The following is a 13,691-nucleotide window of genomic DNA, read 5'->3' as shown; positions in this document are numbered from 1 at the left end:
TTCATTTAAAAAACATAAAAACCCGCCTAAAATCGGGCGGGTTCGGTGCTTATTTTATCTCAAAATATGCATGCAATTAGCGGCTTAACTTACTAGCTGCTGCTTCGTCTACAATCACTGTGACGTCAGCATGATTTTGTAAGAAGCTTGCGGGAACATCTGTTGTAATCGGGCCTTCGACCATCGCCTTAACCGCGGCCGCTTTTTCTTCGCCGTAAGCTTCAAGTAAAATATGCTGGCTCTTTAAGATCGACGCAATTCCCATTGAATAGGCGTACCGTGGCACTTCTGACTCATTATCGAAGAACCGCGCATTGGCTTTAATTGTCGATTCAGTCAAAGCAACCTTGTGGGTTGTCAGCTCCGGATCAGTCCCTGGTTCGTTAAACCCAATATGGCCATTTTGACCTAAGCCTAAGATCTGCAAATCAATCGGATTATCCGCAATAATCTGATCGTATCGGGCGGTTTCAGCTACTGCATCCGGATTTGTGCCGTCTGGAACATAGGAATGAGCAAACGGTTTTTGGTTAAATAAATGTTCTTGCATAAAGTAGTGGTAGCTTTGAGGATGGTCAGCTGCTAGGCCAACGTACTCGTCTAAGTTGACTGATGTCATTTGAGTGAAATCCATGTCACTTGCGCTAATCGCCTCGTAGGTTGTGATTGGGGTACTTCCCGTCGCCAAACCAAAGACCTTGGCGCCATTGTCGTAAGCTGATTGAAAGACGTTATAACCCTTTTGGCCGCCTTCTTGACGGTCCTTGACAACGATTAATTTCATGTGATATCTCCTTTTTAAGACCTGAATTGCTCATCGGTATAGCCCAATAATAATCTATCTAGACCAATATTGCAAGCCTCTTGCTCAAAAAAATTGCATTAATCTTTCTAACTACTAAAAAAACGCTGCGGTTGCTAAATTCTCAACCACGGCGCTATCTTTCAGATCTTCCCAACACGTTACTTATTTTTTAACGCGGCGAATACCCCGTTTATTGGCAGCCAATGCGTTTTGTTGATCTTTAAATTTTTCCCAAGTCGCTTCTTTTTTAGCGGCTGTTTTGGGATTTTTCGTTTGTTTTTTTGTAAATTTCATTTTGAATCGCCTCTCTCACTCGGACGAGTTTAACACGAACCGTCCTGACAGTCTAATCCGGTGACTTAGCGTATACTAACTTTAAAACATCATAAGGAGGCACCGGCATGCTTCATTATCTAAGTACCCAATTAACGTCCCTACAACGCTATAACCTTCTTTCTGGCAGTCTGATCCCCCGTCCCATTGCCTGGGTCACCAGCCAAGCACCCAACGGCTCTGGCCCGGTTAATTTGGCGCCATTTAGCTATTTTTCCACCATGCCAAGTGACATTCCACTTCTCACCCTTGCCATCGGCCGGCGGTTAGACGGGCGCCCGAAAGATACCGCTCAAAACATTTTGACCTCAGAGGAAGCGGTTATTCACTTAGTGGACCAAGCCCACTTAACTCAAATGAACCAGACCGCTGCAACCTTGCCTGCCAATCAAAGTGAGTTAAGTTTAGCTGATTTTAAAACGCAACCTAGTCGCTCCGTGAGCGTGCCAAGCCTCATTGGCCCTAAAGTTCGCTTTGAAACCACCCTTTACCAAACGGTGCCGGTTCAAAACCACGAAGACCAAATTGTGACTGACCTGTTCATTTTAGAAGTCACCGACTTTTACTTTGCCGAAGAAGTTCTTGACCAAAAGACGATGCACGTTAATGCTACCGCCCTTGATCCGGTTGGCCGACTAGCGGGGCCGACCTACACTGGACTCGGTGATCTCACCACCTTAATTCGTCCGAAGTGACGGCTGTCCCGGGCACATCACAATTAAAAACCGACCTGACAACGAATCATCCCCATCGTCAGGTCGGTCTTTTTTAATTTATAGCGGTTTTGAATCGAAGGACTGCCGACTATTCGACCGTCACACTCTTGGCTAAGTTTCTTGGCCGGTCAACGTCCAGGCCCTTTAGTAAACTCGTGTAATAGGCCAGCAATTGCGTTGGCACAACACTAATCAGCGGTGTCATGAGCTCATCCACATCTGCCAGAACAATGTCATCAGAATCCTTGGCTAAATTCTCAGAAACAATTGTGATGATCTTAGCGCCCCGAGCCATCGTTTCTTGCAAGTTTGATCGGGTAAGGCCCGCAGTCTTAGATTGGGTAATAATCCCAATAACTGGAGTGCCTTCTTCAATTAACGCAATCGTTCCGTGCTTCAGTTCACCAGATGCAAAGCCTTCTGCTTGCACGTAGGAAATTTCCTTTAACTTCAAGGCTGCTTCCAGCGATACGCCCCAATCGAGCCCCCGGCCAATGTAAAAGGCATTTGGCGTCTTCAAGAAGCTTTGCTTAACCAGCGCTTCGATTTTGTCTTTCTCGTCCACAATTGCTTGAATACCAGTGGCAACCAATCCTAATTGTTGACGAATGTCAAATCGTTGGGCCACAATCTGCTTATCAGCCTCACCAAGTGCTTTGGCCAAAATCGCCTGAAGCGCAATCTGAGCCGTGTAGGCCTTGGTTGAAGCCACCGCAATTTCGGGACCCGCGTGCAATAGCATGGTGTAGGTTGCTTCTCGGGACAACGTCGAATTCTGCACGTTGGTAATCGTTAAGCTCTCGTGCCCAGCAGCGTTGACATTAACTAACACTTCTCGGCTGTCCGCCGTTTCACCACTCTGTGAAAGGAAAATGAAGAATGGCTTCTCCGACAAGATCGGCTGTTCGTATGCAAATTCGGAAGAGATGTGAACTTCAGTCGGTGTTTGGGTTAGGTTTTCAAATAACCGTTTTCCGACTAAGCCTGCATGATAACTCGTACCGGCACCCACAATGTAAATGCGGTCAGCCTTCTTCATTGAAGCCAACAACGCGTCATTGACCACCGGTGCTCCTGTCTCTGACAAGTAAACCTGCGCAAGGCGCCGCATCACGTTGGGCTGCTCGTCAATTTCTTTCAGCATGTAAAATGGGTAAGTGCCCTTGTCTGTTTCGTCGGCGTCCATGTCAACGTGGAACGTATCACGTTGCACCACGTTCCCCGCCGCGTCTTCAATTTTGATACCATCTGGTTTGATCGTTACGACTTCACCATCCACTAACTCTAAAAAGTCGTGCGTCTCACGTAACATAGCTAAGGCGTCTGAGCAGACGACGTTAAAGCCATCGCCAACCCCAACTAAAAGTGGACTCTTGTTTTTGGCAACAAACAACGTGTCTGGTTCCTGCTTATCCATCAGTAAAAACGCGTACGAAGAACCATGCAGGAGCTGTAAAGCTTTGATGAACGCATCATGAGCATTCAAATTTTCTTCGGTCGCAATCTTATCAATCAGTTGAACCACAACTTCGGTATCAGTTTGACTAGTGAATGGCACGTCACTTAAATATTCACTTTTGATTTCTTGGAAGTTGTCGATCACACCATTGTGGACCAGATAGAAGCGCCCGTCTTGAGAAACTTGAGGATGCGCATTATCCACACTCACAACCCCATGAGTTGCCCAACGGGTATGACCGATTCCAGTCGAACCATGGACGCTAGGCCCCACCTCACGCTTTAGTTCTGAGATGCGACCCTTTTCCTTAACCAGGTAGTCTTCACCAGACTGGTCGTTCACGTAAATCCCAGCTGAATCATAGCCCCGATATTCCAGCTTTTGTAACCCGTCTAATAAAATTTTGACTGCATTATCGTTACCCGTAACGCCAACAATTCCACACATATTTTCAACCTCTAATTTTCATTATATTAATTGGTATAGACACTATAACACTTATTAATCTTACTAACAGGTATACTTTACAGCGTTTGATAGTTACTGTCAACGATAATTATCGAATTGGTATACTTGGGTTTTTGGCGGAAAATCCAGGTAACAAAAAAGCGATTTTCAGAACCAATATGGCTGAAAACCGCTTTTCTATTTTCATTTAATCAACGCCAACTTCTTTTTTAACAACTTCTACAATTCGATTAACATAGCCGTCGACCGCCTCTTGAGTCGGGGCTTCAGCCATCACTCGTAAGAGCGGCTCTGTCCCGCTCGGGCGAACAAGAACTCGACCATCGCCCGACATCTCTTTTTCGACGGTATCAATGATGGCTGCAATTGCTGGGTTCGCCAGCGCAGCTTTTTTATCCGCCACTTTAACATTGACCAACGCTTGTGGATAGTCTTTCACTTCCTCGGCTAATTCGGACAACTTCTTACCCGTTTCCTTCATAATGTGAAGGAGTTGAAGACTGGTCAGCATGCCGTCGCCAGTTGTATTGAAGTCCAAGAAAACAATGTGGCCAGACTGCTCACCGCCGAGGTTGTAGCCGCCAGCAAGCATTTCTTCAACGACGTACCGATCGCCAACCTTCGTCTTGACACTGGTCATGCCGTGCGCTGCCATTGCCTTGTACATTCCAAGGTTACTCATCACCGTTGTGACAATGGTATCCTTTTTTAACCGACCGTGTTCAGACATGTACTTGCCACAGATGTACATGATTTTATCCCCGTTGATCACGTTACCCTTTTCATCAACGGCAATGCAACGATCGCCGTCGCCATCAAAGGCCAGCCCGAGTTGGGCGCCACGTTCAACGGTATATTTTTGAAGCGCTTCTGGATGTGTTGATCCAACGCCATCGTTGATGTTTAATCCGTTCGGTGAGGTTGCCATCGTATCAAAATCCGCACCTAAGTCAGCGTATAACCGTGATACGAGGCCACTTGTGGCCCCGTTCGCTGAATCGATTGTGAAGTGCATGCCAGTTAAATCATCAGAAATAGTTTGTTCCAAAAATTGGATATACTTCTGACTGCCTTCTTGATAATCTTCAACAACCCCAAGCCCCTGTGCAGCCGGTCTTGGCAGTTCATCGGTCTTATCAAGTAGGGTTTCAATTTCTTCTTCCAAGTCATCAGACAACTTGTAACCGTCGCCACCGAAGAACTTAATCCCATTGTCCGCCACCGGATTATGGGAGGCCGTGATCATCACCCCAGCTGCGGCACCTTGATTACGAACCAAGTAAGCAACGGCAGGCGTCGTGATCACACCTAACCGGAGGACTTCGATTCCAACTGACAGTAACCCGGCAATTAGCGCTTCTTCCAACATTTGACCAGAGATTCGCGTATCATGGGCCACTAGCACTTGGGGTTGACGCTCAGCGCTATCTGCGTGTTCCGTCAGTACATAGCCACCGGCTCGACCTAATCGAAAAGCGAGCTCGGGTGTCAGTTCTTGATTAGCAATGCCTCGTACCCCATCAGTTCCAAAATACTTCATAAAGTTAATCCTCATTTCTTCTTACAAGTTAGTTTGTTTTTGCTGTAATGGTCACTTTAACGCTTGCTGGATCAATTCCGTTAACATCCTCGTCGTCTGGATCAAGACTAATTGTCTTGGTCTTTTTATCCTTAACGTCGCTGACATCAACGTCCATGGTGACTTTATCGATGGCCTCCAGCTCTGTTTCTGTCCCAAAGATCCGCACCTTTTTCGTCGGACTTGTAATCGTATAATTTTGGTCATCGCTACCACCCTTTGCTCGAAAGCCTAGCGCAACTCGCTTAGAGTGACCCTTAGCCGTAACCGGCAAACTGGCCTGGGTTGTCGACGGCGTCAAAATGACGTTAACCGTTCGGCCCTGCTTATCTAGTGCTTCAATCACAGCTTGAGTATTAACCGTCGACTTTGCGTTTTGGGGCACGTTAATTTCGGCCACAACACGGTCAATTCGTGCAATCTCACTTTGAGCTCCGGTCGCCTTAACGTTCGTGACATCCGTTGTCGGGGTGCCAGCCTCGTAATTTTCCGCAATTTTACCCTTGTCATAGTTAACCTTAACCGGGTAACTGACGGTTTGTCGCGGCTGAATATTAACCGTGATGGTCGCTGGATCAATTGTGGCTTTGATTTCTTTATTTAACCCGTCTTGTTGCAACTTGACGGTATGCTTTCCCTTCCCCAGAGAACCAAGATCCGCGAAGACCCGGAAATTTTGTGTATTCGCAGTTGCCGTGACTAACGAAGCCGGCCCGCTCAGGTGAACCTTGACGCTTTCTGGATAACCCGTTACAAAGTATTTATCCGAATCCACATTCAATCGCAACTGAACGGAAACGGTTTTTCGCTCGGTGGCTGTTAGGGTTGTCAAGCGGGTATTCGACTCTCCACCACGACTGGTCGTCATAGACTGCGTTGTGTTGACAAACAAGAACAAACCTACCGCAAGAATTAGGGATAAAAGCCGATAGACCCATTTACTGTTGAAAAAGTTGCTCATTTTTTGGCACCTCCTCCACGAAAGAGATGGTCAAAACTATCAACCAACCAGGTAAAAATATTCCGATTTTCCGGTTCATGTTCTTGAATCAGTTCATTACGGAAAAATTTCAGATAATCATTTTGGGTCATATTTCTCAACAACTCATTATTTTGCGTGACGGAAACTTCCCCTGTTTCTTCTGAAATAACAACCGTCAACGCATCCGTGACCTCTGAGATTCCAACGGCGGCCCGGTGTCGGGTCCCCAGTTCCTTAGGAATTAAATTACTCTCAGATAGCGGCAAGTAAGCTGCGGCTACCGCAATCTTATGATCTCGAATAATCACTGCACCATCATGGAGGGGCGTATTAGGAATGAAAATATTAATTAACAATTCCCCGGAAACTTCTGCATCAAGGTCAATCCCCGTTTCGATGTAATCCTCAAGACCCGTATCCATCTGAATGGTAATCAACGCCCCAATTCGCCGTTTCGACATGTACTGAATGGCTTTGTCCAATGCATCAATCAACTTGGTTTCCGCTTCATTGACCTGCCGACTGCGTACAAACAATGACCCACGTCCTAAGTGCTCCAATCCGCGTCGAATTTCAGGCTGAAAAATGATAATCATGGCGATGACGCCCCAAGTAATAATCTGATCCATTAGCCAAGAAAGGGTCGACAACCCTAACCAGGCACTCAGAAACTTGACCACCAGGATGATCACAATTCCCCGAAAAAGCTGAACCGCTTTTGTTCCTCGAATCAGTAAAATCAACTCGTAGAACAGAAACCAGACCACTAAGATATCAATGACACTGGCCAGGTTGTGCCAGGTTAAAAAGCTACCCCAATCTAGGTTCATTTAGTTCCCTCCAAAAATCTATTCACCCTTCATTATAGCACGCGGTATTCATCTTTTAACCCGCTTTCCAATTGTTTATAAAAACGCCACGATTCCACCGAAACGCTTCTCAAACTAGGGCGCTATCTGTTAGTATCAAGGGTAGAGATTAACTTTAGAGAGGGGGCGCTAATATGCGTCAATCTGCGCAGTGGCAGATTCGCGTGTTTTTCGGGATTTGGATGCTAATTTTATGGCAGTTCGCCAAGGCACCATTTTCATTTTTACTGCTGAATACCTTTTTGGGCTACCTACCCATTGAAATTAGTTTTCACGTCGGCGCTAACCGACCTCGAAACCATTTCTTATTCTGGGCGATTGTTGTCGTGTGGCTACTTTTCTACCCAAACGCGCCTTACTTGCTGACTGATTTATTCCACCTTTCACTGCTAAATGCCTATACGACAGACGGACTGCTGGCAATGTCGGTCCACGTTTGGATCTACTTCACGTTTATTATTGTCAGCACCCTATTCTGCGTGGTCCTCGGTTTTTGGAGTCTTCGACACGTGGCTCAGACCATTGCCCAACGGTACTTCAAAAGTGGTTGGACCGCTCAGTCAGTATTGGTTGTTCTTCTGACGTTTCTAACTTCCGTTGGGATCTATGCCGGTCGCTTTCAACGCATTCACACAATCTACCTGTTCATCAGTCCAGATTTAATTTTGCATCGCCTGCTGGCCATGTGGACGCCGAAAATGCTGATGTTTGTTGGCCTAATGACGTTGATTCAATTAATTGCTTATTGGCTATTTAACCGGGTTACCACACCTCAGCCCCAGTTAAATAATCGCAATCAAAAAGAGACGAAGGCGGGTTAATTCCCGTCCTCGTCTCTTTTAGTATGGCTAATCTGGATCGCCATCATCAACCGTCATCATCATTAAGTTTTCAGAGTAGTTAATGTATTGCCGAAGTCGGGAAGCCATTTGCCACGGGATATTGCCCGCTTCAAGCAACGACTGAATGCCGCTTCGTTCTGCGCCGAGTGCCAGAATTCGAAGCCGATTCGTCTGTTGCTGATACTTCTCACGAAACTTCGCACTCGCTTGTTTTGTTCTTTCAATTCGGTTTCGGTAGTACACGACCAAGTGGTAGATTGCTTGTTTGTCTAACTCGGCCGTCTTTTGAGGATCGGCTGCCAAGTGTTTTGACAACGCCTTGATCGCGGCTTTAGAACTTTCCCGGTCAATTAACTGCCACTCTGCCTGTAAGTCATGCGGGTTGGCCCGGCTTAACCGCAAAATGAGACGTCGTGCGAATTGCCGAAGCCACTTGTTCCAGTTTTTTAAAGTTGAAATGACAGTCCGACCACTAACCTGGGTCAGCCGTTGGCGGGCCCGTTCGATCCGACGTAACGCCGACCGGTAACTTTGCATCGAGATTTGATTGTGTTCAAACAACCGTTCAACGGCACTTTGCTCACCATCTAAACCAATAGTACGAAGTTGCATTTCGTCGGTTAAAACCCGTTGCATCTCCGTATCATCTTTCACCTTTAACTCCATTCGCCGGATCAGGAACTGATAGTCTAAAATCAGGTCATAAGCAGCCCGCTGGTTTTCCTGTCGGCGGTTTTCTTCAATCGCATTGATGGCCAGCCGCATAATATAAATTCGAGCTTCCGCTTCCGTCATTTTGCGGACAGTAGTGGCTGGTTCCAGCGCAGCATCATCAGCTTCTTCATCCTCATCACTCAAGCTTGCACGGGTTCGTAACGGAATCGGATTGTCCGGAGCAACCAAGGGAAGCGAAATAACAGCGGCTACCAAACTAATAATAATCACGCCAGCCGCCACGAATAAGGCCAGTGACCGTTGTGGAAAAGCACTTCCAGTTGCCGTCAATAGCGGTAGGGATAGTACCCCAGCCATTGTAATCGCACCACGGACTCCTGAAAGTCCGGCCATCAAAGCGACCCGTAAACTCGGCTTACGTTTTCGTTGACGTAAGTAGACGCTACCTTCATACAAGTAAATCCAGGCCACCCGAATCAATAACAGAATCAACCAGGCGCCAAGTGCGTATAAAATGGCTTGAGTCGTACTAAACTGGGTACTTTTAATGATATTGGTAGTTGCCAAAGGCAGCTCGATTCCCAGAATCAAGAACACGACCCCGTTCAGTAGATAAATAATAATGTCCCAGGTCTTTTCCGTAACCAACCGCAATTCCGGCAGGTCTTCAACCAGCCGGTTTTCGTGCGCATGAGATAAGACGCCCGCCGTCACCACAGCAATAACACCTGAAGCGTGGGCCACTTCTTCGGTAATGACGTAAACAATGAACGGCGTTATCAGTTGCAACACCGTGTTAAAAATCACGTCGTTAATTCCTTGTCGCCGTAAAATATCACGCAGCAACTCGACGACGGTCTGCAAAATAAACCCTGACAAGAGACCGACCAGACTGATATAGAAGAAATCTCCAACGGCGCCCGACAGTGAAAACACGCCGGTGACCGTGGCCGCAACCGCATATTTGAATGCAATTAGGCCAGACGCATCATTAATTAAACTTTCGCCACTGACGAGGTGCAAAATATTTTCGGGTAAATTAGCCCGTTTTGAAATGGACTGAACAGCGACCGGATCGGTTGGCGACAAAATAGCCGCAACCGCAAAGCTCACCGTCAATGGCATCTTTGGAATCATCAGATACATTAGATACCCACCCACAATCGTGGTAACAAAGACCAGGCCGATGGCATTGGCAAAAATCGGTCCCCTAAGTTTCCATAGCTCCCGCTTGGGGAATCGGCGACCATCGTTGAACAGCAATGGCGCAATAAAAAGCAGCAGGAACCAGTCCGTATCCAAGTCAATCTCAATGTTCCAAAAAAGCGCCACCACTAATCCTAGCGTCACTTGAATCAGACTGACCGGAATGAATGTCAGGTAGTGGCTCAAAATATTAGACACAAGCACTAGGGCCACCAGGAGGATCACAGCTTCAATAATTGGCATACATGGTCCTCCCCTTCACTAGTGTGTTGGAATCGAATCGCCGATGATTCGAACCTCGGTTTCAAGTGCCACACCAAACTTATCGAACACCACTTCTTGAACGTGGTGAATCACGTTCAAATAATCGGTTGCCGTAGCGTCGCCCACGTTAACGATAAATCCGGCATGTTTCATCGACACTTGCGCGCCCCCAATTTGAAACCCCTGAAGGCCGGCATCATGAATTAGCTTTCCAGCGAAGTACCCCGTTGGACGTTTAAACACACTCCCGCATGAGGGGAGATCCAAAGGCTGTTTAGCAGCTCGTCTAGCGTTCAAATCGTCCATCTGAGCCTGAATTGCTTGGCCATCACCAGGCTGGAGCTTAAAAGTCGCGGTTAAAACAATGTCGCCTTCCTCTTGAACTCGGCTTTGCCGGTAACCAAAGTCCAATTCTGATTTCTCAATCGTTTTCAAAGTTGCTTCCTTTGTCAGAACCACGACGGACTCAGCAACCATGCTAATCTCGCCACCATAGGCCCCAGCATTCATAAAAATCGCGCCGCCAACGCTTCCCGGAATGCCAGCCGCAAATTCGAGACCCGTTAAACTTGCTTGTTGGGCTTGCTTCGTCACTTCAATGAGTGATGCCCCAGCATCCGCCACAACGGTCGTTTCCGACACACTGATTTGATTCATTTGAGTCAAGATTAGCGTCAAACCGCGAATTCCACCATCGCGAACGATTAGGTTGCTCGCATTACCGATGACTGTCACCGGCAACTCGTTGGCGTTTGCGAACTTCAGTAACGCTTGAACCGATTCGGCTGATTCTGGAAAAGCCAAAAAGTCAGCTAAACCGCCCGTTTTAGTATTTGTAAAGTGGGCTAAGGGTTCGTTTTTTAAGATTTTCACGCTTGGAAAAGCCGTGAGTACAGTTTCCGTCATATCGATATCCCTTTCCTTTTGTCATACAAACCATTTTACCATGCCCGTCTGCGAATTTGGACTTTTCAATCCGGCAACCTTAAATATTTTGCTATACTTAAGCTAGTGCAAGGAAAGGATGGGGAGCATGAAATTTATCTCATGGAATGTCAACGGGCTTCGAGCCGTTGTCAAAAAGAATTTTACCGACACCTTCAACGCCCTGGACGCAGATTTTTTCTGCATTCAAGAGACTAAGATGCAAGCTGGGCAGCTTGAACTATCGTTGCCCGGATATGAACAATTCTATAACTACGCAGAACGCAAGGGCTATTCGGGGACAGCCATCTTCACAAAAGTTCCCCCGCTGTCTGTCCACTACGGGATTGACGTCCCTGAATTCGACCACGAAGGCCGCGTCATCACCCTTGAATACCATGATTTTTATTTAGTCACCAGTTACACCCCCAACTCGGGATCGGGCCTCAAACGACTTAATTTTCGACTTGCTTGGGAAACCGCCTTTCAGGACTACCTTGATCAACTCGATCAGACAAAACCCGTCATTTTATGCGGTGACTTAAATGTCGCCCACGAGGAAATCGATCTTAAAAATCCCCAGACTAACCACAAGAACGCCGGGTTTACTGATGAAGAACGGGCCCGCTTCAGCGCGCTTCTTGCTCGTGGTTATACGGATACTTTCCGATACTTCTACCCCCAAGTGACGGACCAGTATTCTTGGTGGAGTTACCGGTTTAACGCGCGGGAGCGTAACGCCGGTTGGCGCATTGACTATTTCATCACTAGCCAAGCCATCGACCACAATTTAGTGACCGCTAAAATTCACAGTGAAATTCTTGGGTCAGACCATTGTCCAATCGAACTTGATGTTCAAGACTTACACGCTTGACCCGCTCTTTAAAGATGATAAACTAGGGCTATTCAGTTACAAAAAAGGAGGCCCTCAATTGAACTTTGTGGCCATGGATTTTGAAACAGCAAGCGGCAAGCGGTATTCTGCTTGTTCACTTGCCCTAACAATCGTTCGTAACAACCAAGTGGCCGACGAATTTTACACGTTGATCAATCCCCAGACACCCTTTTTCTGGCGAAACGTTGAAATTCATGGTATCCACGAGCGCGATGTTGCTGACGCCCCGACCTTTCCAGAAGTCTGGCCGCACATCCGGTCGTTTTTCACGGACAACCAACTTGTTGTGGCTCACAATGCGACGTTTGATAATAGCGTGTTAAAAAATACGCTGACTCATTATGATATTGTGGCGCCTAACTATCTCACGTTGGACACGCTTAAAACAAGCCGCCAATTTTTCCCAACATTACCAAATCACAAACTAAACACGCTCTGTGATTCGCTTGGCATTCCGCTTGAGCACCATCATAACGCAATGGACGACGCCCTGGCATGTGCAAATATTTTACTCGCTGAGGCGACGACGTTTGGTCCTGATTCGCTGAAACCATTCGTCAAAACAATCGCATCATAATGGCAAAAATCGGCAAGTTCTGACTCTCCTCAGAGGTCAGAACTTGCCGATTTTTATTTTCAGCTAAGGTGCTTTGTTAAACATCCCAACTGATTGCGATCCGTTCTCGTTCACTTCACTCGAATCTGCATTTCCATCGCTGGAACTGAGCGGCCAGACGCATCGGTCACTTGACTGTGAGCCACCGTTGTAAACCCAATTTTTTCGTAAATGTGAATTGCCGCTTTATTTTTTAATTGGACTGTCAGCGTCACAATTTCGTAAGGACTGCTTAAAGCAGCCCAATCCAAACTAGCCATCACCATCGCCGTCCCAAGGCCTTGATTCCAGGCCATTTTTAAAACTGCAACACCTAATTCTGCAACCGGTGCTTCAGTCGTTGGACTCAAACTGGCAATCGCCACAAGTTGATCTCCTACGCCAGCGACAAACAGTGCATGATGACTGGAGTCCGCAAGCTGTGCCAACACTTGAGCTTGTTCGGCCAGGGCTTGGCCTGACTCTCCAACGATAGTGAACGTCGTTGTCTCCTGTGATAACCGGCTAAGCAGTGTTGCTAAGTGAGCAGCATCGCGACGATCAGCTTCGCGAATGGTCACGTCGTTATTTTGCATGATTAAGTCGCTCCATTAAGGTCATTAGTACTTGTTCAAAATGATCGCCATGGGCCTCAAAATGCAGTTGGCGAATCGTCGAGCCCTCGTTATCAAGTCGCTTAAATGAAATTTTTAAATAATCGTCAGGCAACTCATCGGCCACAAATGTCGACCACTCAACCACACTAACACCATCGCCATTGAAATATTCTTCAAGGCCCAGCTCATCACCGCCACCCTCTTCAAGCCGGTAAACATCCATGTGATACAGTGGAAGGCGTCCCTCCTGATATTCACGAATGATCGTAAACGTTGGACTTTTAATGTTGCGATGAATCCCCAGACCGAGGGCTAACCCCTTCGTAAATGTCGTTTTACCAGCCCCTAAATCTCCATCTAATAACAACAGATCGTTGGCTTGCAGGAGATCAGCTAATGTTTGACCAATGGTCATCGTTTCTTCGGGAGTTGAGACAGTTATTGTTTCACTCATACTTTCGC

General features: G+C 46.9%; 14 protein-coding genes. 4 read left to right on the top strand and 10 right to left on the bottom strand.

Features of this window, described 5'->3' with window-relative positions:
- Nucleotides 1-76: 76 nt before the first annotated feature.
- Both FC96_RS06790 and FC96_RS13235 read right to left on the bottom strand, forming a co-directional pair.
- Nucleotides 77-784: a glucosamine-6-phosphate deaminase gene (locus FC96_RS06790; RefSeq protein ID WP_054660671.1), complete on the bottom strand. Its 708-nt coding sequence runs from the start codon at nt 782-784 to the stop codon at nt 77-79.
- Nucleotides 785-967: 183 nt separating this feature from the next.
- Nucleotides 968-1,099, bottom strand: a complete 132-nt coding sequence (locus FC96_RS13235) for a hypothetical protein (RefSeq protein WP_268872573.1) — start codon at nt 1,097-1,099, stop codon at nt 968-970.
- 107 nt (nt 1,100-1,206) lie between these two features.
- Here FC96_RS13235 and FC96_RS06785 point away from each other — a divergent pair, with 107 nt between their 5' ends.
- The gene (locus FC96_RS06785) at nt 1,207-1,833 is read left to right on the top strand and encodes a flavin reductase family protein (protein ID WP_054660667.1); all 627 of its coding nucleotides are present in this window, start codon (nt 1,207-1,209) and stop codon (nt 1,831-1,833) included.
- A gap of 109 nt (nt 1,834-1,942) precedes the next feature.
- Here FC96_RS06785 and glmS read toward each other — a convergent pair whose 3' ends face one another.
- The 4 genes from glmS to cdaA form a co-directional block, all read right to left on the bottom strand.
- On the bottom strand, nt 1,943-3,760 hold the full coding sequence (glmS, locus tag FC96_RS06780; RefSeq protein WP_054660665.1) for a glutamine--fructose-6-phosphate transaminase (isomerizing): 1,818 nt from the start codon (nt 3,758-3,760) through the stop codon (nt 1,943-1,945).
- A gap of 208 nt (nt 3,761-3,968) precedes the next feature.
- Complete coding sequence (gene glmM / locus FC96_RS06775; protein WP_056942472.1) at nt 3,969-5,321, bottom strand: phosphoglucosamine mutase; 1,353 nt, start codon at nt 5,319-5,321, stop codon at nt 3,969-3,971.
- A gap of 28 nt (nt 5,322-5,349) precedes the next feature.
- Nucleotides 5,350-6,321, bottom strand: a complete 972-nt coding sequence (locus FC96_RS06770; RefSeq protein WP_056942471.1) for a CdaR family protein — start codon at nt 6,319-6,321, stop codon at nt 5,350-5,352.
- Nucleotides 6,318-7,172, bottom strand: a complete 855-nt coding sequence (cdaA, locus tag FC96_RS06765) for a diadenylate cyclase CdaA (protein ID WP_056942470.1) — start codon at nt 7,170-7,172, stop codon at nt 6,318-6,320. The genes FC96_RS06770 and cdaA overlap by 4 nt, the downstream gene beginning before the upstream one ends.
- 173 nt (nt 7,173-7,345) lie before the next feature.
- Between cdaA and FC96_RS06760 the strand changes: the two genes are divergently transcribed.
- Entirely contained in the window at nt 7,346-8,032 is a 687-nt protein-coding gene (locus FC96_RS06760; protein WP_054660663.1) for a DUF1361 domain-containing protein, read from the top strand.
- 27 nt (nt 8,033-8,059) lie between these two features.
- Here FC96_RS06760 and FC96_RS06755 read toward each other — a convergent pair whose 3' ends face one another.
- On the bottom strand, nt 8,060-10,177 hold the full coding sequence (locus FC96_RS06755; protein WP_056942469.1) for a cation:proton antiporter: 2,118 nt from the start codon (nt 10,175-10,177) through the stop codon (nt 8,060-8,062).
- 18 nt (nt 10,178-10,195) lie between these two features.
- Nucleotides 10,196-11,104 carry a UDP-N-acetylmuramate dehydrogenase gene (gene murB, locus FC96_RS06750; RefSeq protein WP_056942468.1) on the bottom strand — a complete coding sequence of 303 codons (909 nt, stop codon included), beginning with the start codon at nt 11,102-11,104 and terminating at the stop codon, nt 10,196-10,198.
- Between the two features lie 127 nt (nt 11,105-11,231).
- Here murB and FC96_RS06745 point away from each other — a divergent pair, with 127 nt between their 5' ends.
- On the top strand, nt 11,232-11,996 hold the full coding sequence (locus FC96_RS06745) for an exodeoxyribonuclease III (RefSeq protein ID WP_056942467.1): 765 nt from the start codon (nt 11,232-11,234) through the stop codon (nt 11,994-11,996).
- 58 nt (nt 11,997-12,054) lie between these two features.
- A complete protein-coding gene (locus FC96_RS06740) occupies nt 12,055-12,594 on the top strand; it encodes a 3'-5' exonuclease (RefSeq protein WP_056942466.1) in 540 nt (179 codons plus the stop codon).
- Nucleotides 12,595-12,704: 110 nt separating this feature from the next.
- Here FC96_RS06740 and FC96_RS06735 read toward each other — a convergent pair whose 3' ends face one another.
- Nucleotides 12,705-13,208, bottom strand: coding sequence for a GNAT family N-acetyltransferase (locus tag FC96_RS06735; protein WP_056942465.1), 504 nt, complete (start codon nt 13,206-13,208; stop codon nt 12,705-12,707).
- Entirely contained in the window at nt 13,198-13,683 is a 486-nt protein-coding gene (gene tsaE / locus FC96_RS06730; protein WP_054660659.1) for a tRNA (adenosine(37)-N6)-threonylcarbamoyltransferase complex ATPase subunit type 1 TsaE, read from the bottom strand. Before tsaE ends, FC96_RS06735 begins: the two co-directional genes overlap by 11 nt.
- Nucleotides 13,684-13,691 lie beyond the last annotated feature (8 nt).

It is taken from the genome of Secundilactobacillus kimchicus JCM 15530 (assembly GCF_001433995.1).
Classification (GTDB): Bacteria; Bacillota; Bacilli; order Lactobacillales; family Lactobacillaceae; genus Secundilactobacillus; species Secundilactobacillus kimchicus.
The sequence above is the reverse complement of the archived record's forward strand: the minus strand, read 5'-3'. Positions and strand labels throughout refer to the sequence as shown.

Coding starts and splice junctions, on each gene's coding strand:
- FC96_RS06790 (WP_054660671.1), bottom strand. CDS start 784: ATGAAATTAATCGTTGTCAAGGACCGTCAAGAAGGCGGCCAAAAGGGT.
- FC96_RS13235 (WP_268872573.1), bottom strand. CDS start 1,099: ATGAAATTTACAAAAAAACAAACGAAAAATCCCAAAACAGCCGCTAAA.
- FC96_RS06785 (WP_054660667.1), top strand. CDS start 1,207: ATGCTTCATTATCTAAGTACCCAATTAACGTCCCTACAACGCTATAAC.
- glmS (WP_054660665.1), bottom strand. CDS start 3,760: ATGTGTGGAATTGTTGGCGTTACGGGTAACGATAATGCAGTCAAAATT.
- glmM (WP_056942472.1), bottom strand. CDS start 5,321: ATGAAGTATTTTGGAACTGATGGGGTACGAGGCATTGCTAATCAAGAA.
- FC96_RS06770 (WP_056942471.1), bottom strand. CDS start 6,321: ATGAGCAACTTTTTCAACAGTAAATGGGTCTATCGGCTTTTATCCCTA.
- cdaA (WP_056942470.1), bottom strand. CDS start 7,172: ATGAACCTAGATTGGGGTAGCTTTTTAACCTGGCACAACCTGGCCAGT.
- FC96_RS06760 (WP_054660663.1), top strand. CDS start 7,346: ATGCGTCAATCTGCGCAGTGGCAGATTCGCGTGTTTTTCGGGATTTGG.
- FC96_RS06755 (WP_056942469.1), bottom strand. CDS start 10,177: ATGCCAATTATTGAAGCTGTGATCCTCCTGGTGGCCCTAGTGCTTGTG.
- murB (WP_056942468.1), bottom strand. CDS start 11,104: ATGACGGAAACTGTACTCACGGCTTTTCCAAGCGTGAAAATCTTAAAA.
- FC96_RS06745 (WP_056942467.1), top strand. CDS start 11,232: ATGAAATTTATCTCATGGAATGTCAACGGGCTTCGAGCCGTTGTCAAA.
- FC96_RS06735 (WP_056942465.1), bottom strand. CDS start 13,208: ATGCAAAATAACGACGTGACCATTCGCGAAGCTGATCGTCGCGATGCT.
- tsaE (WP_054660659.1), bottom strand. CDS start 13,683: ATGAGTGAAACAATAACTGTCTCAACTCCCGAAGAAACGATGACCATT.